Raw genomic sequence first — 18,806 nt, forward strand, 5'->3', positions numbered from 1 at the left:
CAATTTAAAAGAAATAGCAATACAATTATGAAGTCATAATTGTATTTATTTGTTGGTATAAAAGACCATCGCTTAAAAACGAACCTTGTTGTATCAATTCAAAAATAGAAGTATTACGATCTTCGGTAAACTCTTTTTTTCCAACTTTCATTTCAATAGTTTCTGTAAACATATTATCGCTAAGCCATTGCAATCCATCTTTGGTTAAAAAATCAACTTCAGGAACTAATGATTTTAAAACTATCGATTGAACATAAGTATCAAAACAATGAAAAAGAAAAATATGGTTTTTAGAAAAATGTTCTAAATACGTTGCTTTTGAAAGAACACCTTCCCAAATCAAATCAGAAAAAACGTCTAATTCTTGTTCCGCAACTTCTGGTTTTTCAGCTTTTATTTTATCCCACTCGGCTTTATCAATTGCTTGGGTAGCTAAAAAAGTGCTGAATTCCTGATTCAATTCTTCAAATTGTTCTTTTGTTAGTCTGGAGTATTTCATTATTGTATTTTAATATTTAACTTTTACCTTAACTCTCTTTTAAAATTATTAAATCAAAAAAAAGCCCTCTCAAATGAGAGGGCAAATTTAATCTATTTTTATGTGTTTTTAGAAAATATATCTAACTCCAAACTGTGCTTGCCATCTTGACAATAAACTTGCATCATAATTGAACGTTTTAGTTTGAGTTCCATTAAAAGTGTATGTTGGTATTTTTGTAGTTTGATTTACAGATACACCAATTGGTTGAACACTTGTTGGTACTTGAACTAATCCCCAATCAGAATTAATCAAATTCCCTAAATTCAATACATCAATACTAAATTGGATTGTATTCGTTTTAGTAGCAGCAGAAGAAACTTTAAAATTATAATCTTGCATTACTTTAAGATCCCATTTTCCTCTCCATGGAGATAAAGCTCCGTAACGCTCTGCATACTGACCTCTTCTTTCACTCAAATAATCATCTTGACTGATAAACGCATCAAAAGCTGCTCCTTGTCCAACTCCAGAAAAAGCCATAGAACTAATCTCTGCAGTTGTAGGAATATAAATCAAATCGTTAGTTCCTGAACCGTCATTATTGATGTCACCACCATAAATATAATTAAAACGACCACCTTGAGCATACTCAAAGAAAGTAGAAATTGTAGTCGCCCATTTGTCATTACCATATTTCCATTTTTTTGAAGCTACACCTATAAAACGGTGTGTATCTCCATATTTAGAATTAGATAAAACAGCGTTATTTACGTTTCCTAAAGCTGGGTTAAATGCGAAAGCATCACCTGTAATTTCTGCTTCAATAGAATTCACATCTTGAGATTTCAAATAGTTATAGGCAACACTAGCAAACAATCCATTATCAAATGTCTTTTGTACTTTGATAGAAGAGTTAAACGCACTTCCTTTATCAGAATTTGTCATTACGTAAGCATTATTACTTTGCTTATCAGTAGCATTGTTATAAATTAACCTGTTATCAACACCTGCAAGAGTTGCTGAAGGCGTTCTTAAACCCCAATTTTGTACATGAACTCCATTGATATCTTTATTATATGACATGTCAACCGTAACTATGTAGTTGCTTTCAAATTTATGATCAACACCTAAACTTGTTCTCCATACTTGTGGCCATTTATAATCTGGATCCATAATTTGGAAAAAACCATCATCAGCACCGCTCACTTGATTCCCTAACCAAACAAAAGGAATTCTTCCTGTAAAAATACCGGTTCCTCCGCGAAGTTGTGTTGTTTTGTTTCCATTTACATCCCAATTAAATCCAAGTCTTGGAGACCATAGTAATTTATCACTTGGCAATTTTGTTGAAATTAAAGGAACTTGATTTCCTGTTTCTGGGTCATAATACTGAGTAGCATTATTTCTGGTAGAACCATTTTCTGTATCTATATACTTTTGAATCAAATCAGCTGTGTTGAAATATAAAGGTTTGTCAGCTCTTAAACCAAATGAAAATTTAAAATTATCATTTACACTCCAGTCGTCCTGCATATAAAATGCAACTTGACCTACATTTAACTCTGATAATTTCCATCCATTATCTTCTCCCACACCAAAAGAGTTTTTAGCTGTAAATTGATTTTGTGCATAAAGTAAATTCTGAGCAATTATACTTGTTGCAAAAGGCTTAGCAGCATCAGCTAAAAATGCTGTAACATTTGAGTACGGTGTATAGAAAGTTCCCGCATAACCATTAGGATTACCAAAATTATCATATCCGGCTAAATTAAATGAATTTTGAAACTGAAATTTTTCAAATGAACCACCAAAAGTAAAAGAGTGATTTCCAACCGTATAATTTAAGTTATCTGTAACTTGAAAAACTTTTTGATCCAATGTATTATTGATAGAAAATGGCTCGTGACCTGCAATAATATAATTTGATCCTGCTCCGTCTTGAATATTAATTACTGGAGCTGGTGAAGAAAATGGGTTTCTAAAATCATCAAAATGCGTATAACCAGCCTGTAGTTTATTGGATACCTTTTCATTGATCTTAGAGTTCAGCTCTAACAAGAAAGAACTCAATTTATTATTGATTTGATATCCAGAATTTTGAAATTGTAAAATAGAAGCATTTGGACCTCTAAATCCTAAAGCTGATGGGTGAGCCGGTTTATCTTTGGAGGCATCCAAAAAGTTATAAATAACAGCTAATTTATTATTATCATCGATATTCCAATCTAATTTTACAATCCCTTTTCTTGAGTTTGAATTATGAGAAAAACCTTGATAAGCACCCGTATTATATCCTAATGAAGATAACGCATTTGAAACATTAATCAAATCTGTTTCTAAAACTCTAGATTCATTAACGCCTGTTACAGCATCACCGTTATTAGCAACAAAGTTCGATCCTAAGTCACTTCTTTCGTCAATTTCAAAATTAGTAAAGAAGAATAATTTATTTTTAACAATTGGTCCACCAATACTAAAACCAGCTTGAGTTTGCTCTAATGAAGGAACAAAAATCTTTTCACCTTTAATTTTACTTCCAGTCATATCTTGGTTTCTAAAGAAGCCGTACACTGTACCATGAAATTCATTTGTTCCTGACTTCGTAACTGCATTCACCGATGCTCCTGTAAAACCTGATAAAGTCACATCATAAGGAGCCGTAGCTACCTGGATTTGCTCAATTGCATCTAATGAAATTGGCTGAGCTCCGGTTTGTCCACCAGGAGTTGCAGCATCTAAACCAAAAGGATTATTAAATACAGCTCCATTCAAAGAGAAATTATTGAATTTCTCATTTCTACCACCAAAAGAACCGCCACTTGCAGTAGGCTCTAGTCTAGTAAAATCCGAAGCTGATCTTGATATTGACGGTAATGTAGTCAATTCCCTGCGACCAATAGTTGTTTCAGCACCAGTTCGTCCACTGGAAAAAACTTTATTCTTTGCACCAGTAACTTTCACTTCATCTAATTTCTGACTTTCATCTTTCAAAAGAACATCCAGACTAAAAACCTTCCCTAAATCAAGATAAACATCATTGAATTCTTCGCTTTGATAACCTACAAAAGTTACTACAATTTTGTAAGGACCACCAATTCTCATATTCAACATACTGAACCTTCCGTCTGCATTTGACAAAGCGGAATACTTAGACCCTGTAGGGGTATGAATAGCTAAAATAGTTGCAGCTGGAAGTGTTTCACCTGCTGTACTTTTTACAATTCCTTTAATACTTGATGTAGTAGTTTGTCCCATCATGGCAACAGAACTACAAAAAATCAGAAGTAATGTAATAATTTTTTTCATTTGCTTAATTGTGTGTTATTTGTGGGGCAAAATTAGGCAAAAAAAAATCACTCCTAAGAGTGATTTTTATATTTTATTAACAAAATGTTAATGAAATGTTATTTTTCAGCAACAATTTCGTAATCTAATTCAACGATAACATCTCTGTGTAAACGAACGCTAGCAGTATATTTACCAGTACGTTTAACGATTCCGCTTGTGATGAATTTTCTTTCGATTTGTTGTCCACCTTTAGCTAAAGCTTCAGCGATATCAATATTCGTGATTGAACCGAATAATTTTTCACCACCTGCTTTTGCAAAGATTTTAATTTCGATAGCTTTTAAAGCTTCAGCTAATGCTTTTGCATCTGCTACAACTTTAGCTTCTTTGTGAGCTCTTTGTTTTAGGTTTTCAGCTAACACTTTCTTTGCAGAAGAAGTTGCTAAATGAGCGTGACCTTGTGGGATCAAAAAGTTACGACCGTAACCATTTTTTACCGTTACAATATCATCTTTAAATCCTAAATTTTGAACGTCTTGTCTTAATATAAGTTCCATGTTGTTGTCCTTTGTTATAGAAGTTAGGTTTCATGTTTCAGAAAACCAACAACTGAGTTAAATTATTATTTTAGTAAATCCGCCACATATGGCATTAAAGCTAAGTGACGCGCTCTTTTTACAGCAACTGAAACTTTTCTTTGGTATTTTAATGAAGTTCCTGTTAAACGACGAGGAAGTATTTTCCCTTGCTCATTAACAAATTTCAATAAGAAATCAGCATCTTTATAGTCAATATATTTGATACCTGATTTTTTGAAACGACAATACTTTTTAGTTTTGTTAGTTTCTATGTTTAAAGGAGTAAGATATCTGATATCTCCGTCTTTTTTTCCTGAAGCCGATTGTTGTAATGTTGCCATGATAATTAAGCTTTTGTAGATTTTAATTTAGTTCTTCTTCTTTCAGCCCAAGAAATAGCGTGTTTGTCAAGACTTACAGTCAAGAAACGCATTACTCTTTCGTCACGTCTAAATTCAGTTTCAAAAGCAATAAGAACTTCTCCAGCTACTTTGAATTCGAATAAGTGGTAAAAACCACTTTTTTTGTTTTGAATTTCGTAAGCCATTTTTTTAAGGCCCCAGTCTTCTTTCGACACCATTTCTGCTCCTCTACTAGTAAGAAAATCTTCAAATTTGCTTACTGTTTCCTTTACCTGAACTTCAGATAAAACGGGATTTAAAATGAAAACAGTTTCATAATGATTCATAAATATATATTTATTTGTTATTTTGGGTGCAAAAGTAATCAATTAATCTGATTAAACAAGTGTTATTTCATTTTATTCGACGTAAGGCAAAAAAATCCGCTCAATTAGTTTTTTTTTTTAAAAAAAGTAATATATTTACTCTGCCAAATCTAAAATACTAAATTATGAAACTAAACTGTGTTGTAGTAGATGATAGTTCTATTCAAAGAATGATTATCGCAAAGTTAGTTAATAATCATCAAAATTTACACTTAATCGGTGATTTTTCTAATGCAATAGAAGCTAGAAGTTGTATGTCAATACACAATGTGGACCTTATCTTTTTAGATATCGAAATGCCCGTGATTAGCGGCTTTGATTTCTTAGATGGTTTAAAAGTAAAACCTCAAATTATTTTCATAACCTCAAAAGCTGAGTATGCTATGAAAGCCTTTGATTATGATGCTACGGACTATCTTCAAAAACCAATTGCAATCGACAGATTCAACGCTTCGGTTAAAAGAGCCATTGATTTACATCTACTAAAAAAAGAAAATAAAGAAGAAGAAGGAGAGCATATTTTCATTAAAAGCAATTTGAAAAAATTGAAAATATTCACTTCAAAAATAAAATGGATTGAAGCTTTTGGTGATTATGTGAGAGTAGTTACCGAAGAAGACAGTAATCTGGTACTTTCTACCATGAAAGCTTTTGAAAATGATTTATCAAAAGAGAAATTTGTACGCGTACACAAATCCTACATTATCAATATCGACAAAGTAGAACGTTTCAATAGTAAATTTGCTGAAATTGGGGTAACTAAAATTCCTTTGAGCAGACACAAAAAGGAAGATTTAGTAAAAGCACTTGCCTTTTCATAGACAACTAAATTTTAATAAAAATCGACGTTAGACGTAACTTTTATAGCTCTGTATTGAGCGACAGCTTCAAAACTATTCAACATTTTCTGGATAGTTTTTTTTGTGTTTACAATTGATGTATTCTGAGGAATCTTAATTATAATCGTACGAATATATTCATTCCTAATTCTACTTATAGCAGGCTCTTCAGGTCCAAGTACCGGCATATTCAGGTTCTGACTCATCACTTGATACAACCACATAGAACCTTCTTTTAATTTATTAAAATCACGTTGTTTCAAAGTAAGTTTTATAATCCTGAAATACGGTGGGTATTTATATATTTGTCTGTCATACAACTGTTCTTTATACATGCCCAAATAATCATTATTAGTAACTTGCTGTATTGTATTATGATTTGGTTTATACGTTTGAATAACTACTTTTCCTTGCTTCTCTGAACGTCCAGCCCTTCCTGCAACTTGAGTCATCATTTGAAAACTTCTTTCGAAAGCCCTAAAATCAGGATGATACAACATATTATCCGCATTCATGATTCCTACCAAACTCACGTTATCAAAATCCAACCCTTTGGCAAGCATTTGCGTTCCTACTAAAATATCCATTTCTCTATTCTTGAAACTATCGATAATTTTTTCGAATCCAAATTTTCCCCGAGTCGTATCCTGATCCATTCTTCCAATTTTTGAATTTGGAAAAATAGACACTAGTTCTTGTTCTATTTGCTCCGTCCCAAAGCCTTTTGTAGTCAAATCAACACTGGAACAGGAATGACAATGCGTAGGTTTTGCCATTGTATATCCACAATAATGACAACGCAACTGGTTTTTATGTTTATGATACGTCAAACTCACATCACACTGCTGACATTGCGGTACGTGACCGCAGGTGATACATTCTATTACAGGAGAATATCCACGTCTGTTTTGGAATAAAATAACCTGCTCACCTAATGATAAAGCGATATTGATTTCCTCAATCAAAACATCACTAAAATGTCCTGTCATTTTTTTACGAAAGTATTTATCTTTCAAATCCACCAATTCAATATTCGGCATCATGACATTTCCAAATCGTTCCGAAATCTCAACAAGTCCAAATTTATCCGATTTGGCATTGAAATACGTTTCAATACTTGGCGTAGCCGAACCCAAAAGTACTTTTGCTTTATGCGAATGAGCCAAAACTATGGCTGCATCGCGAGCATGATAACGCGGTGCAGGATCTACTTGCTTAAAAGTCTGTTCGTGTTCTTCATCGACAATTATGAATCCGAGGTTATAGAATGGTAAAAACAAGGATGACCTAGCTCCTATCACCACTTGTGCTTTCTCAGAATTTACCAAAACTTGATTCCAAACTTCGATGCGTTCATTATTATTATATTTCGAATGAAAAACAGCTACTTTATTACCAAAATAAGTTCGCAATCTACCAACCAATTGAGTAGTCAAAGCAATTTCCGGCAATAAATACAAGATTTGTTTTCCAGTTTCTAAATATTCTTCGATGAGCTTAATATAGATTTCTGTTTTCCCGCTTGAAGTGACACCATGCAATAAACACACTTCTTTTTGAATGAAACTCTCTTTTATTTCCTCAAAAGCTTTTTGCTGAGCTGAACTCAACTGCAATTGATCCTCGCGTATTTTTCCTGTGAAATTTACTCGGTCTTCCTGAAGAAAATAATCTTCGAATATTTCTTTTTCTATTAATGCCTTAACAATTGCCGATGAAGAATTGGCCGCTTCTACCAGTTTTTTAACGGTAATTGGCTTCTTCTCCACAGCACTCAATTGAAAATAATTCAATACGATTTCTTTTTGCTTGTTGGCACTTTTGAGTGTTTCTAATAATTCGCTCAACCCTTCGTTTGATTCATATTTAGGATGCAAACGAACATAACGGACTAACTTCGGTTTGTAGTTTTCCTGTATTTCTTCCTGAAGCACTAATATGTTTTTGTCAATCAATTTTTGAATTACAGGAAAAATATTCTTCTTATTCAAAATAGACATTATATCCTGTACTTTCAAGGAACTTTGCTGTTGCAAAGCTTCGTAAACCAGAAATTCATCATCCGAAAGTAGACTTGTATCAACAACCAAATCCGTTTTTTGAGAAATAACGGTTTCGCTTTCCAGCAAAAGCGCACTTGGCATGGCACCACGATACACGTCACCAATGGCGCACATATAATAGGAAGCAATCCATTGCCAGTGTGCAATTTGGATTTCAGTTACAATGGGTTTTTCATCCAGAATTTGATGAATTTCCTTTGCTTCATATAAAGTGGGTTTGTTTTGATGGATTTCAATTACTAATGCCGTGTAAATTTTACTTTTTCCAAAAGGAACTGCCAACCGCATCCCAATTTTTATATAATGGAACTCCGCTTCAGAGACGCTATAGGTAAAGGTTTTGGCTAGAGAAAGTGGTAAAATTACTTCGACGAAATGCATTTCTATTTTATTATGAGTTTTGAGTTATGCTAATTCTTTACTTTGAACTCATAACTCACAATTTAAAATTATTTTACTCTATTCCAGGTTTGTGTTCTTCCAAATAATGCTACGCCGATATATCCGCGAACTTTTAATTTGTCATTTCCTTCAAGAGCCAAAAAGCATTTGTACAATTTTCCAGATGTTGGGTCAAGAATTTTTCCAGAGTTGTATTCATTACCATCTTTTGTAAGTCCTTTAATTATAACAAGACCTAGAACTGGTTTATTTTTTTCATCACCTGAACAATTTACACACAAGCTTTTTTTCTTTTCAGCATCTAAAATGTCGATGATTTTTCCATATATCTTTCCGGAACGCTCGTAGATTTCCACAATTGATTTGGCTTTTCCTGTTTGATCATCAATAGTCTTCCATTTCCCGATAACGGTATGATTTTGACCATAGAAAACCATCGAAATAAATAATGCGAGTATTGTTATGCTTTTTTTCATTTTAGTATTTTTTTTAGCCTTTATAGCAATTACCAATTGTAACGAATAACTGGAAACTGCTCTTAAATTAAAACTATTTTGATTTGAAAAATTATTCTTTTTTTGCTTTCAATTTATTTACTGTTGCATTCAATTCGAAACCCAACAGCAATATCATGCAGTTAATCCAAATGTAAAACATCAAAATCAATAATGTTCCTATCGACCCGTATAATTCATTGTATTTAGAAAACTTTATGACCCATATACCAAAAGCATAAGAATCCAAAAGAATCAATATGGTAGTAAACACGGAACCTATTGATATAAATGCTCTGTTTTTGTCATGTTTTGTACCAAACTTAAAAAGTATAGATGTTGTTCCTAAAATCATTAAAACAACAAATGCATATCTTCCCAAAACAATTAACGCAATTTGATCACTCAGTATTGTTTTTTGAATAAAAACTTCAAAAACTACTATTGTTGCAACGGTCACAATCAATAAAAAAGACAATAATAAGGACATTCCCAAAGCAACTATATATTGCCTGATAAATCCTCTTTTTATGAGAACATGACGGGAAGATTCAAATCCTCCAAGGATTCCATTTAAACCGTTTGCCATCAACAAAATCGACAATAAAAACCCATAAGACACTAATCCCGAGTGACTATTATTAAGAATATCATTGATGATTTTATAAATAGCATCATACGTATTAGGCGGTACTCCTTCCTTTACAAACAGTAAAAAATCATCCTGAAAACCCTCAATAGGAATGTACGGAATAAGGTTTAATATGAATAAAGCAAAAGGAAATAATGCCATAAAGAAACTAAATGCAATCGCACTGGCATGATACGTTAATGCGCTTTCGACAATTCCTAACCCGTATAATTCCAACAAGTCATATAACGACAATCCTTGTAACCAAGGAAGCTTGATTTTTTTTAGCACATTAACCAGATTCCGTAGTATGGGAATTCTTTGTAATTTAACTTCTATTTCTTTACTCATATCGCTTTTAAGCTCAAATCCATGTTATAAATAGAATGTGTCAAGGCCCCAGATGAAATATAATCTACGCCACATTCTGCATAATGCCGAATGGTGTTTTCGTTAATATTTCCCGAAGATTCTGTTTGGCATTTATCACCAATCAAAGCTACTGCTTTTTTAGTATCGTCATAATTAAAATTGTCTATTAAAATTCTAAAAACACCTTCACTTTCCAGTATTTCTTTTATTTCATCCAGATTTCTGGCTTCAACAATAATTTTTAAATCCAGATTATTTTCTTTTAAAAAAGCTTTGGTTTTGGCTATAGCCAAAGTAATTCCGCCAGCAAAATCATTATGATTGTCTTTGAGCATAATCATATCATACAAAGCAAAACGATGGTTTTCCCCTCCACCTATTTTTACAGCCCATTTCTCACAGGCTCTGAATCCTGGCGTGGTTTTACGCGTATCGAGGATTTTAGTGTTAGTTCCTTCTAATAAGCGAACGTATTCTTTGGTTTTAGTGGCAATCGCTGACATTCTTTGCATTGAATTCAAAACTACACGTTCAGATTTCAAAATAGATTGTGAACTTCCCGACACATGAAAAACAATATCCCCTTTTTTTACTGGAGTTCCATCCTCGATAAAAGTTTCTATTTGTAAATTAGGATCTACATACTCAAAAATCATTTTGGCAAAAGCCACACCTGCAATTATGCCATCTTCTTTTACAAGCAACTTCGCTTTTCCAGTTGCAGTAGTTGGAATACAAGCTAAAGAACTATAGTCGCCAGGACCTACATCTTCCCGAATGGCATTTTGTATCAGTATGTCTAACTCATTTTTAAACTGTATATCGCTAATCATTTTATAGGAAATTTATGGAATGCTAAAGTAAGATTTATTTCGTGGATTTAAAAACATGTACACTGCGTTCTTTGAAAAAAAGAGATAAACAAATGTGTTTTAACAAAGTATTACATCTAAATTAAGATAAGAATACCATTCTCTTTTAGCATTGCTAATATCTAATTTGTTAATTTCATCCAATAAAATCAATTCTTTTATACTGTAGTGTATTATTTAAAATCTTATATTTGAAGTAGTAACTAAAAAACTGATTATGAAATCTTTTTTAAGCCTTCTTTTTGTATCCTCGATACTATTGACCTCTTGCAAAAAAGAAGTTGAACCACAAAATACCGCAACTCCTACAAATGTAGTTCCCTTTACTGAAGTTGGTAAACAAATGAAGACTGAAGCTTCAACATCAACTCAGGTTCAACAAACTACCAATACGGTAAATCCAAATAATGCTGTAGCAAATGGTGGTCAAGTAGCTGCCGGAATGAACCCAGCCCATGGTCAGCCATCACATCGTTGTGATATTCCCGTAGGTGCTCCATTGAATTCTCCACCAGCATCAACTGCAAGTAAACCTGTAGTTCAGCAACAAAATCAACCAGTTCCTACATCTTCTTCTGTTACAACATCAACACCTGTTGCATCAACACCAACTCCTGAAGGAATGAACCCGCCACATGGTCAAACGAATCACCGATGTGATATTGCCGTTGGTGCAGCATTGCCTAAATCATAATTGAATTAATTATCAAAATAAAACTGGCGTAAATTCTAAAGAGTTTACGCCTGTTTTAGTTTTTTGAATTAATCTATTTAAAAAAATAAAACAAGAACTTTTCTAGAAAAAAATAATTTACAAACCCCACAAAAATGAATGCCATAAAAATTTTTGATTTTAATTTAGAAAGCGACCTTGCAAATTGGAAAGTTGTAAATGACGTAGTAATGGGCGGAGTATCAGAAAGTAAATTCTATCTGAGTCCTAATGCAGAGGGAACTTTTGAAGGCACAGTATCTTTAGAAAATAATGGCGGATTTTGTGCTGTAAAATATACTTTTGAATCATTAATTTTAAAAAGCACTACATTTTTTTGTATTCGGATTAAAGGAGACGGTAAACAATATCAATTTAGAGTAAAGACCAATCGAACTGATTCACATTCGTATGTATTTCCTTTTCAAACCATCACAGATTGGCAAACAATTGAAATTCCAATAACCGAATTGTATCCCGCTTTTAGAGGACAAAAATTAAATCAGCCTAATTATGATGGTTCTAATTTAGAAGAAATCACTTTCCTGATAGGTAATAAAAAAGAAGAAACATTTCGATTGCTAATTGATAGCATTGAGGTAAAATAAATCTTATTAAAGCTTTTTTTGTACAAACTTAAAGTCAGATTGTTAATTTCTACCAAAGAAAAAGACAAATTGAAACTGTTAATTTCTCTATCTTTGCGCCTCTGAAATCCAGCAAAAATGAACATCAAATTGATTGCTATCGGTAAAACTGATAACAAAGCCTTACAATCTTTAATAGACGATTATACCAAACGTTTATCTTTTTACATTAAGTTTGATTTAGATATTATTCCTGATATCAAGAACGTGAAAAACTTATCTGAAAGTCAACAAAAAGAAAAAGAAGGCGAATTGATTTTGGCTAAAATTACGCCTACGGACCAACTTATTTTGTTGGACGAAAACGGAAAAAACTTTTCCAGTGTAGGATTTTCAGAAGAATTACAAAAGAAAATGAACTCCGGAGTAAAGACTTTAGTTTTTGTTATTGGCGGACCTTATGGTTTTTCGGATACCGTTTATGCCAAAGCACAAGGAAAAATATCGCTGTCTTTAATGACATTCTCCCATCAAATGGTGCGGTTGTTTTTTATCGAGCAATTGTATCGCGGCTTCACGATTTTAAGAAACGAACCGTATCATCACCAGTGATTATTTTGTTTAAAATTTTCTTTGTTTGATGTTTAGTAAATAAATTCTTCCTGTTTTATATTAAATTCTGACGATGGCAGTTTTATACTATTTATAAAAATTTTGTTTTGAATGTAACTTCCAAAATTCAAGTTTTTATCAAAACAAAAAACATACTGGTTCGATTTACTACTTGGAAGTTTATTCAAATAGGTTTGCAAATCTTCTTGTTTTACCACGATATCATCTACTAAAATTTCATTGTTTTTAGTAAAAAAGACCGCAACTCCTGACTTTGGTTTTTCCATTTTGTAATACACATCGGTAAAAGGAATAAAAGCCAAATTTTTTCCAATCGTATCTGCGTACGAATAATAATTTTCGGCCTTTTCATTCTTGTGTGCTTTTTCTTCGCGCTTTTTTTGTTGCAACTTCATGATTTCCGGAATGGCAAGTCGTAACGGCAATCGTTTGTCAACATTTAGAATCCAATTAGTCGAAATAATACTGTTTTTTCGGTTTACTTCTACCAGTGTATCTTTTCCTTTTGTTCTAAAAAAAATATAGATTGGCGAAAGATCATCCACATTTTTAACAATTGAACTATTTGCTTTTGGCAACAAAATATCTTCCTTGTTTCCACAAGAAAACAGAGTAAAAAGAACAATCAGCGTAAAATATTTCATGATTATAAATTGATTTTATTAAATAATGTAACGCATTCCATAGCTTCTTTTACTTCGTGAACACGGAGGATTTTAGCCCCTTTGGTCATTGCCAAAGTATTCAAAACCGTAGTTCCATTTAACGAATTTTCAATTGTGGTTTCGAGCGTTTTATAAATCATTGATTTTCTGGAAATCCCAACAAGAAGTGGTAATTCCATGATATTAAACAATTCCATTTTTTGAAAAACTTCATAATTTTGAGTTGTTGTTTTGGCAAAGCCAAAGCCCGGATCGATAATCAAATCATTGATTCCAAAACTTCTGGCAACAGCTATTTTCTCCGAAAAATAGAACAACATTTCTTTTACAATATCATCATACTCCGTGAGTGTTTGCATCGTTTGCGGATTGCCTCGCATGTGCATCATAATATAAGGAACATTGTATTTTGCAATTATCTCAAACATTTTTTCGTCCAGACTTCCTGCTGCTATATCATTGATGATAGCCGCGCCATTTTCTATCGAAGTTTTTGCCACTTCACTTCTAAAGGTGTCAATCGAAATTATGGTTTCTGGAAAATGCTTTAGAACCAAATCAACAATAGGAACAATTCTCGAAATTTCTTCTTGTTCCGAAACAAATTCAGCGTTTGGTTTGCTAGAATAAGCGCCGATATCTATAAAAGTTGCGCCATCAAGTAGCATTTTTTCGACTTGAGAAAGTATTTCTATTTCATTTTTATACTTTCCACCATCAAAAAAAGAGTTGGGTGTCACGTTCAAAATCCCCATTACTTTGGGAGTTGATAAGTCAACAAGTAATCCTTTGCAGTTAATAGTCATTCGTTTACAGTTTTAAAGACTTCAAAATTCGACATTCAAAAAAATTATCTTATTTTTGAAAAAATTTCAAGACAAATATACACCAATAATGAAGAATACTTCAAAGGAATATGATACTGTGATTGCGACTTGTCGCGCGCTGTTTATCAACAAAATGAAAGATTACGGTTGTGCTTGGCGCATTTTAAGATTGCCTTCATTGACGGATCAAATCTACATTAAGGCCCAAAGAATTAGAAGCCTACAGGAAAATGAAGTTCGCAAAATTGATGAAGATGAAACGGGCGAATTCATCGGGATTATCAATTATTCTATCATGGCATTGATTCAATTGGAATTAGGCGTTGTGGATCAACCCGATTTAGACGTTGCAAAAGCAACTGAATTATACGATGCCAAAGTCAAATTGACCAAAGATTTAATGGAAGACAAAAATCATGATTACGGGGAAGCTTGGCGCGAAATGCGTGTAAGTTCACTAACCGATTTGATCTTACAAAAACTACTTCGTGTCAAACAAATTGAAGACAATAAAGGAAAAACATTAGTTTCTGAAGGAATCGACGCTAATTATCAGGATATGATAAATTATTCGGTTTTTGCTTTGATTCTAATGGGTTTTGGAAATTAATAATAAAAAGCAATCGCAAAAAATGAAAAATATAATTACTCAATTTTCTAGAATTTTCGTTGGAATCTTATTTATTATCTCCGGATTAATCAAGCTGAATGACCCTATTGGTTTCTCCTATAAATTAGCTGAATATTTCAGTGAACCTGTTTTCAACATGCCGTTTTTTGTTCCGTTTGCACTAGGAATCGCTTTATTTTTAGTCATTTTGGAAGTGGTTTTGGGTATTATGTTGCTCATTGGTTACAAAACCAAATTCACTATTTGGAGCTTATTAATCCTGATTGTACTGTTTACTTTCCTAACTTTTTATTCGGCTTATTTTAATGTAGTAAAGGATTGCGGTTGTTTTGGAGACGCTTTAAAACTAACTCCTTGGCAATCGTTTACGAAAGATATTGTTTTACTTTTCTTTATTCTGATATTATTTTTCAATCAAAAATTAGTAAAACCTTTGTTTACCAATAATGTACAAAACATAGTTATTTACGCCAGTATCGTTTTGTCTTCATTGATGGGAGTTTGGGTTTTAAACCATTTACCATTAATCGATTTCAGACCTTATAAAGTAGGAAACAATATTCAAAAAGGAATGCGAATTCCTGACGGAGCAGAAAAATCTGTGGTAGAAATGGTCTTTATTTACAAAGTTGGTGGTGTCGATAAAGAATTTACTGAAAAAGATTTGATGGCAACTCCTGAAGGCGCCGTATTTGTAGACAGAAAAGACAAAGTTATCACAGAAGGTTACGTTCCTCCTATTCATGATTTTACAATGGAAAAAGACGGATCTGATTATAAAGAAGAATTTTTAGAAGCACCAAAATTGATGTTGATAACTGCTTATGATTTAACAAAAGCGGATCACAGTGGAATGGCAAAATTAGAAAAACTGAATCAAGATGCTAAAGCAAAAGGATATCAGGTGACTGCAATGACAGCTTCTTCACCAGAAGAAATAGCTGCTGCAAAAAAACAATTCGGATTGACATTTGACTTCTATTTTTGTGATGCCATAACGGTAAAAACGATTGAAAGAGCCAATCCAAGTATCGTACTAATTGAAAAAGGAACAATAAAACAAAAAGTTCATCATAACGATATTGCAGATTTAAAATTCTAAATAAACCATAAAAACTATAAAGTCGTAAAGTCCGAAACAGGAAACTTTACGGCTTTTTTGTTGAAAAGTATGGCAAGTGCTATTCCTAAAAAACCACTAAATCAAAATCATTCAATTATTTTTAAACTACAACGATATTGCTTTGTCATTTTCGAATAATGCTTTCAAAATTTCTTATTCTGTATAACGCATTCAAATTGTTTGATTAACTTTGTTTAAAAACTATACTATAATGAAAAAAATAATAGCATTACTACTTGCGTTTGTCACCTTCTCTTGCACATCTACTGCGCAAAAAACTAAGTTCTCAAAAGAAGCTTTATCTGAAACTCTTTTAGCTACTGACGGAAGTCAAGTTGCTTTTAAGGATATTTTGAAACAGTACAAAGGAAAAACACTCGTAATTGAAGTTTGGGCTTCATGGTGTGGTGATTGCGTAAAAGCAATGCCTAAACTAAAAGAATTACAAGCTAATAATCCTGATGTTGCTTATTTGTTTATTTCAATGGATAAAACTGCTGATAAATGGAAAGCTGGAATTGAAAAGCATCAATTAAATGGTGGGCATTTCATGGCAAATGACCAAATGAAAGGTGTATTTGCAAAAGCTGTGGATGTGGATTGGATTCCAAGATACATCATCGTAGACAAAACTGGAAAAATAGTATTATACCGCGCTATTGAAACAGATTTTGAAAAAATCAATGAAACCTTAAAAAGTTTGAAATAATCGTTATAGAATTATTTTACAAACCATTATAAAATTAAAACCAAAAACTAAATATAACACAACGAAAATGAGAAAGAAGATTGTTGCAGGAAATTGGAAAATGCATAAAAATGCAGAACAAACTGAAGATTTATTGAATGAACTAATAGCAAAAATACCAACAGACACTACTGTTCAAGTTATTGTAGCTCCTACTTTTGTGAACTTAGCGTCTGCTGTAGATCATTTAGAGTTTACTAATATTGATGTTGCTGCACAAAACGTTCATCAAGCCGAAGGTGGCGCTTTTACGGGCGAAATCTCAGCAGATATGTTAAAAAGTGTTGGTGTAGATATCGTAATTTTAGGACACTCAGAGCGCAGAGCCATATTTCATGAAACAGACGCTTTGATTGCTAGTAAGGTAAATACAGCTTTAGAACATGATATGATGGTTATTTTTTGCTTCGGAGAAGAATTAAAAGACCGTCAATCAAAAAATCATTTTAATGTGGTAGAAAACCAATTGCGAGATGGTTTATTCCATATTGAATCAAAAGACTGGGACAGTATTGTTTTGGCCTATGAGCCAGTTTGGGCAATAGGAACTGGAGAAACAGCTTCTCCGGAACAAGCGCAAGAAATGCATGAATTCATCAGAGAAACAGTTCGTAAAGCTTTTGGAAGTGATATCGCTGAAAGCGTATCTATCCTTTATGGAGGTAGCGTGAAGCCTGATAATGCAAAAGAAATATTCTCAAAACCAGATGTAGACGGAGGTCTTATTGGTGGTGCTGCACTAAAAGCAGATGATTTTGTAGCAATTGTGAATGCTATCTAAATTTATATTTAAACTTCATAAAAAAAGCGGTGATTTATTTCACCGCTTTTTGTTTAAATCCCTATTTCTATCTGAAAACGTACATACCAATTGTTCTTTGTACTTCCGTCGAAATAATTTAAAGTGTCAAAAGTCAATTCGCTTTGTAATTTAAAAGTATGTTCCCAAATATATTTGGTCAAACCAACAGTATATTGTTTAGAATTTGGAGCCAAAGTCCTAATATCCTCTCCTACTTTTTGAGTCGAATACCTCCCGATAATTTCATAGTTTGAAGGAAAATTATAACTCAACTGATGATCAAATCCGTTACCTACATAAGCATAATTAGATTGTGAAATGTCGTTTGGGTTTAAAATAACAGCATTCCTAGAAGTAGTTCTCGACATGTAACTTGACATTGCTGCCCAGCCATTATATTTCAGCATAGCATCAAGCATAACTGATTTCATAGTGCGGGCTTCGAATAAATCATTACCTAATTGTCCTTGTGTTCTTTTAGCATGATTATTTTGCTGAAAAGCTCCAGAGAGCATCAATTTTGGCTTTTTTTCTCTTACAATATCCCCTTCAAAATAGGTCCCGTCCCTAGAAAAAGCCCCAAAAGGCAACAGCTCCACTTTACCGGTTAAGGCAACTCCTGCATCTGCATTTCCTGTTATATTACGTCCTTCACCTGTTGAAACAGCAGTTTTAAAATTATAGGAAAATTTATCTTTAAACTCGTTCATGTTATGCACTTGAAAACCAAAATCCCTGTCTATTGTAAATCGGGCATTATTAATTGATCGATCGGTTAGCTGTAATCCGCCTGAAGAATTTACACGCTGACGGTTTCCCGGTAATTTTGTTTGCCCAAAACTGATATTCCAGTTTTTATTAGGTCTGTAAAAAACAACCGCATCACGAATAATATTAATATTTTCTCCTTCTTGAATTTCTCCCACATCGCCCGGGGCAAATGATAATTGGACTGCATATAAAAACTTTGGTGAACCTACATAACCGTCAAATCGCAAACGCAAACGTCTGATTTGTCCATCATAAACCCCATCTTCGCCTTCATTTTCAGTATAAGTAACTCTGTTTTGCATTCGAAACCTAATATTTAATTGGTATAAACTGTCAGGAGAAGTAATTCCAATCCCTTTACCAAAGCTATAATAAGGAAGTGCAGATAATTTTAAGTCATTATCTTGTTTATTTTGCTTTATAGTAACTTGAGCATTGCTAGCAATACTTAGTAGAAAAACAAAAAATAAAATGATTTTTTTCATTGTACAGTTGTGTATTAATGGTGCAAATGTAAAATAAAATTTGATTTACAAATGCCGTTTAAATAGTGATTACTA

Annotated in this window: 20 protein-coding genes; 8 read left to right on the plus strand and 12 right to left on the minus strand. The window is 32.9% G+C overall.

Features of this window, described 5'->3' with window-relative positions; translation table 11 throughout:
- Positions 1 to 25: 25 nt before the first annotated feature.
- The 5 genes from ACNQF8_RS14300 to rpsF form a co-directional block, all read right to left on the minus strand.
- Positions 26 to 499 (minus strand): DUF6495 family protein, encoded by a 474-nt coding sequence (locus tag ACNQF8_RS14300; protein ID WP_417953833.1) that lies wholly within the window; start codon positions 497 to 499, stop codon positions 26 to 28.
- Positions 500 to 607: 108 nt separating this feature from the next.
- A complete protein-coding gene (locus ACNQF8_RS14305; RefSeq protein ID WP_417953832.1) occupies positions 608 to 3,787 on the minus strand; it encodes a TonB-dependent receptor in 3,180 nt (1,059 codons plus the stop codon).
- Positions 3,788 to 3,885: 98 nt separating this feature from the next.
- Positions 3,886 to 4,326: a 50S ribosomal protein L9 gene (rplI, locus tag ACNQF8_RS14310; RefSeq protein ID WP_417951398.1), complete on the minus strand. Its 441-nt coding sequence runs from the start codon at positions 4,324 to 4,326 to the stop codon at positions 3,886 to 3,888.
- 65 nt (positions 4,327 to 4,391) lie between these two features.
- On the minus strand, positions 4,392 to 4,688 hold the full coding sequence (gene rpsR / locus ACNQF8_RS14315) for a 30S ribosomal protein S18 (RefSeq protein WP_007138295.1): 297 nt from the start codon (positions 4,686 to 4,688) through the stop codon (positions 4,392 to 4,394).
- A gap of 5 nt (positions 4,689 to 4,693) precedes the next feature.
- Positions 4,694 to 5,035, minus strand: a complete 342-nt coding sequence (rpsF, locus tag ACNQF8_RS14320; protein WP_035671622.1) for a 30S ribosomal protein S6 — start codon at positions 5,033 to 5,035, stop codon at positions 4,694 to 4,696.
- A gap of 164 nt (positions 5,036 to 5,199) precedes the next feature.
- Between rpsF and ACNQF8_RS14325 the strand changes: the two genes are divergently transcribed.
- Positions 5,200 to 5,895: a LytR/AlgR family response regulator transcription factor gene (locus tag ACNQF8_RS14325; protein WP_315210482.1), complete on the plus strand. Its 696-nt coding sequence runs from the start codon at positions 5,200 to 5,202 to the stop codon at positions 5,893 to 5,895.
- Between the two features lie 11 nt (positions 5,896 to 5,906).
- On the opposite strand, the gene priA is transcribed toward ACNQF8_RS14325, so the two are convergent.
- The 4 genes from priA to nadC form a co-directional block, all read right to left on the minus strand.
- The gene (gene priA, locus ACNQF8_RS14330; RefSeq protein ID WP_417953831.1) at positions 5,907 to 8,357 is read right to left on the minus strand and encodes a replication restart helicase PriA; all 2,451 of its coding nucleotides are present in this window, start codon (positions 8,355 to 8,357) and stop codon (positions 5,907 to 5,909) included.
- A 68-nt stretch (positions 8,358 to 8,425) separates the two neighbouring features.
- Entirely contained in the window at positions 8,426 to 8,854 is a 429-nt protein-coding gene (locus tag ACNQF8_RS14335) for a DUF2147 domain-containing protein (protein ID WP_417951395.1), read from the minus strand.
- A 91-nt stretch (positions 8,855 to 8,945) separates the two neighbouring features.
- Positions 8,946 to 9,854, minus strand: a complete 909-nt coding sequence (locus ACNQF8_RS14340) for a YihY/virulence factor BrkB family protein (protein ID WP_315210473.1) — start codon at positions 9,852 to 9,854, stop codon at positions 8,946 to 8,948.
- Positions 9,851 to 10,708 carry a carboxylating nicotinate-nucleotide diphosphorylase gene (gene nadC, locus ACNQF8_RS14345; protein WP_417953830.1) on the minus strand — a complete coding sequence of 286 codons (858 nt, stop codon included), beginning with the start codon at positions 10,706 to 10,708 and terminating at the stop codon, positions 9,851 to 9,853. Before nadC ends, ACNQF8_RS14340 begins: the two co-directional genes overlap by 4 nt.
- Before the next feature lie 256 nt (positions 10,709 to 10,964).
- Here nadC and ACNQF8_RS14350 point away from each other — a divergent pair, with 256 nt between their 5' ends.
- The 3 genes from ACNQF8_RS14350 to rlmH all read left to right on the plus strand — a co-directional run bounded on the left by ACNQF8_RS14350 (position 10,965) and on the right by rlmH (position 12,658).
- Positions 10,965 to 11,441, plus strand: coding sequence for a hypothetical protein (locus ACNQF8_RS14350; RefSeq protein WP_417953829.1), 477 nt, complete (start codon positions 10,965 to 10,967; stop codon positions 11,439 to 11,441).
- A gap of 134 nt (positions 11,442 to 11,575) precedes the next feature.
- Complete coding sequence (locus ACNQF8_RS14355) at positions 11,576 to 12,067, plus strand: CIA30 family protein (protein WP_417953828.1); 492 nt, start codon at positions 11,576 to 11,578, stop codon at positions 12,065 to 12,067.
- A 117-nt stretch (positions 12,068 to 12,184) separates the two neighbouring features.
- Entirely contained in the window at positions 12,185 to 12,658 is a 474-nt protein-coding gene (gene rlmH, locus ACNQF8_RS14360; RefSeq protein ID WP_114753979.1) for a 23S rRNA (pseudouridine(1915)-N(3))-methyltransferase RlmH, read from the plus strand.
- A gap of 32 nt (positions 12,659 to 12,690) precedes the next feature.
- Here rlmH and ACNQF8_RS14365 read toward each other — a convergent pair whose 3' ends face one another.
- Complete coding sequence (locus ACNQF8_RS14365) at positions 12,691 to 13,323, minus strand: hypothetical protein (protein WP_417951391.1); 633 nt, start codon at positions 13,321 to 13,323, stop codon at positions 12,691 to 12,693.
- A gap of 2 nt (positions 13,324 to 13,325) precedes the next feature.
- Positions 13,326 to 14,150, minus strand: a complete 825-nt coding sequence (gene folP / locus ACNQF8_RS14370; RefSeq protein ID WP_417953827.1) for a dihydropteroate synthase — start codon at positions 14,148 to 14,150, stop codon at positions 13,326 to 13,328.
- Positions 14,151 to 14,238: 88 nt separating this feature from the next.
- On the opposite strand from folP, the gene ACNQF8_RS14375 reads away from it, so the two are divergent.
- The 4 genes from ACNQF8_RS14375 to tpiA all read left to right on the plus strand — a co-directional run bounded on the left by ACNQF8_RS14375 (position 14,239) and on the right by tpiA (position 17,454).
- Complete coding sequence (locus ACNQF8_RS14375) at positions 14,239 to 14,781, plus strand: DUF1599 domain-containing protein (RefSeq protein WP_417951389.1); 543 nt, start codon at positions 14,239 to 14,241, stop codon at positions 14,779 to 14,781.
- 22 nt (positions 14,782 to 14,803) lie between these two features.
- Positions 14,804 to 15,904 (plus strand): BT_3928 family protein, encoded by a 1,101-nt coding sequence (locus ACNQF8_RS14380; protein WP_417953826.1) that lies wholly within the window; start codon positions 14,804 to 14,806, stop codon positions 15,902 to 15,904.
- Positions 15,905 to 16,136: 232 nt separating this feature from the next.
- Positions 16,137 to 16,634, plus strand: coding sequence for a TlpA family protein disulfide reductase (locus tag ACNQF8_RS14385; RefSeq protein WP_417951387.1), 498 nt, complete (start codon positions 16,137 to 16,139; stop codon positions 16,632 to 16,634).
- Between the two features lie 67 nt (positions 16,635 to 16,701).
- On the plus strand, positions 16,702 to 17,454 hold the full coding sequence (gene tpiA / locus ACNQF8_RS14390; protein ID WP_417951386.1) for a triose-phosphate isomerase: 753 nt from the start codon (positions 16,702 to 16,704) through the stop codon (positions 17,452 to 17,454).
- Positions 17,455 to 17,507: 53 nt separating this feature from the next.
- Here the strand turns inward: tpiA and ACNQF8_RS14395 are convergent, their stop codons facing one another.
- Entirely contained in the window at positions 17,508 to 18,731 is a 1,224-nt protein-coding gene (locus ACNQF8_RS14395; RefSeq protein WP_417953825.1) for a porin, read from the minus strand.
- Between the last annotated feature and the right edge of the window lie 75 nt (positions 18,732 to 18,806).

Source organism: Flavobacterium labens (assembly GCF_048286755.1).
GTDB lineage: Bacteria > Bacteroidota > Bacteroidia > Flavobacteriales > Flavobacteriaceae > Flavobacterium.

What these genes read in the sequence shown, in the direction of transcription:
- ACNQF8_RS14300 (WP_417953833.1), bottom strand. Translation starts at nt 499, where the DNA reads ATGAAATACTCCAGACTAACAAAAGAACAATTTGAAGAATTGAATCAG.
- ACNQF8_RS14305 (WP_417953832.1), bottom strand. Translation starts at nt 3,787, where the DNA reads ATGAAAAAAATTATTACATTACTTCTGATTTTTTGTAGTTCTGTTGCC.
- rplI (WP_417951398.1), bottom strand. Translation starts at nt 4,326, where the DNA reads ATGGAACTTATATTAAGACAAGACGTTCAAAATTTAGGATTTAAAGAT.
- rpsR (WP_007138295.1), bottom strand. Translation starts at nt 4,688, where the DNA reads ATGGCAACATTACAACAATCGGCTTCAGGAAAAAAAGACGGAGATATC.
- rpsF (WP_035671622.1), bottom strand. Translation starts at nt 5,035, where the DNA reads ATGAATCATTATGAAACTGTTTTCATTTTAAATCCCGTTTTATCTGAA.
- ACNQF8_RS14325 (WP_315210482.1), top strand. Translation starts at nt 5,200, where the DNA reads ATGAAACTAAACTGTGTTGTAGTAGATGATAGTTCTATTCAAAGAATG.
- priA (WP_417953831.1), bottom strand. Translation starts at nt 8,357, where the DNA reads ATGCATTTCGTCGAAGTAATTTTACCACTTTCTCTAGCCAAAACCTTT.
- ACNQF8_RS14335 (WP_417951395.1), bottom strand. Translation starts at nt 8,854, where the DNA reads ATGAAAAAAAGCATAACAATACTCGCATTATTTATTTCGATGGTTTTC.
- ACNQF8_RS14340 (WP_315210473.1), bottom strand. Translation starts at nt 9,854, where the DNA reads ATGAGTAAAGAAATAGAAGTTAAATTACAAAGAATTCCCATACTACGG.
- nadC (WP_417953830.1), bottom strand. Translation starts at nt 10,708, where the DNA reads ATGATTAGCGATATACAGTTTAAAAATGAGTTAGACATACTGATACAA.
- ACNQF8_RS14350 (WP_417953829.1), top strand. Translation starts at nt 10,965, where the DNA reads ATGAAATCTTTTTTAAGCCTTCTTTTTGTATCCTCGATACTATTGACC.
- ACNQF8_RS14355 (WP_417953828.1), top strand. Translation starts at nt 11,576, where the DNA reads ATGAATGCCATAAAAATTTTTGATTTTAATTTAGAAAGCGACCTTGCA.
- rlmH (WP_114753979.1), top strand. Translation starts at nt 12,185, where the DNA reads ATGAACATCAAATTGATTGCTATCGGTAAAACTGATAACAAAGCCTTA.
- ACNQF8_RS14365 (WP_417951391.1), bottom strand. Translation starts at nt 13,323, where the DNA reads ATGAAATATTTTACGCTGATTGTTCTTTTTACTCTGTTTTCTTGTGGA.
- folP (WP_417953827.1), bottom strand. Translation starts at nt 14,150, where the DNA reads ATGACTATTAACTGCAAAGGATTACTTGTTGACTTATCAACTCCCAAA.
- ACNQF8_RS14375 (WP_417951389.1), top strand. Translation starts at nt 14,239, where the DNA reads ATGAAGAATACTTCAAAGGAATATGATACTGTGATTGCGACTTGTCGC.
- ACNQF8_RS14380 (WP_417953826.1), top strand. Translation starts at nt 14,804, where the DNA reads ATGAAAAATATAATTACTCAATTTTCTAGAATTTTCGTTGGAATCTTA.
- ACNQF8_RS14385 (WP_417951387.1), top strand. Translation starts at nt 16,137, where the DNA reads ATGAAAAAAATAATAGCATTACTACTTGCGTTTGTCACCTTCTCTTGC.
- tpiA (WP_417951386.1), top strand. Translation starts at nt 16,702, where the DNA reads ATGAGAAAGAAGATTGTTGCAGGAAATTGGAAAATGCATAAAAATGCA.
- ACNQF8_RS14395 (WP_417953825.1), bottom strand. Translation starts at nt 18,731, where the DNA reads ATGAAAAAAATCATTTTATTTTTTGTTTTTCTACTAAGTATTGCTAGC.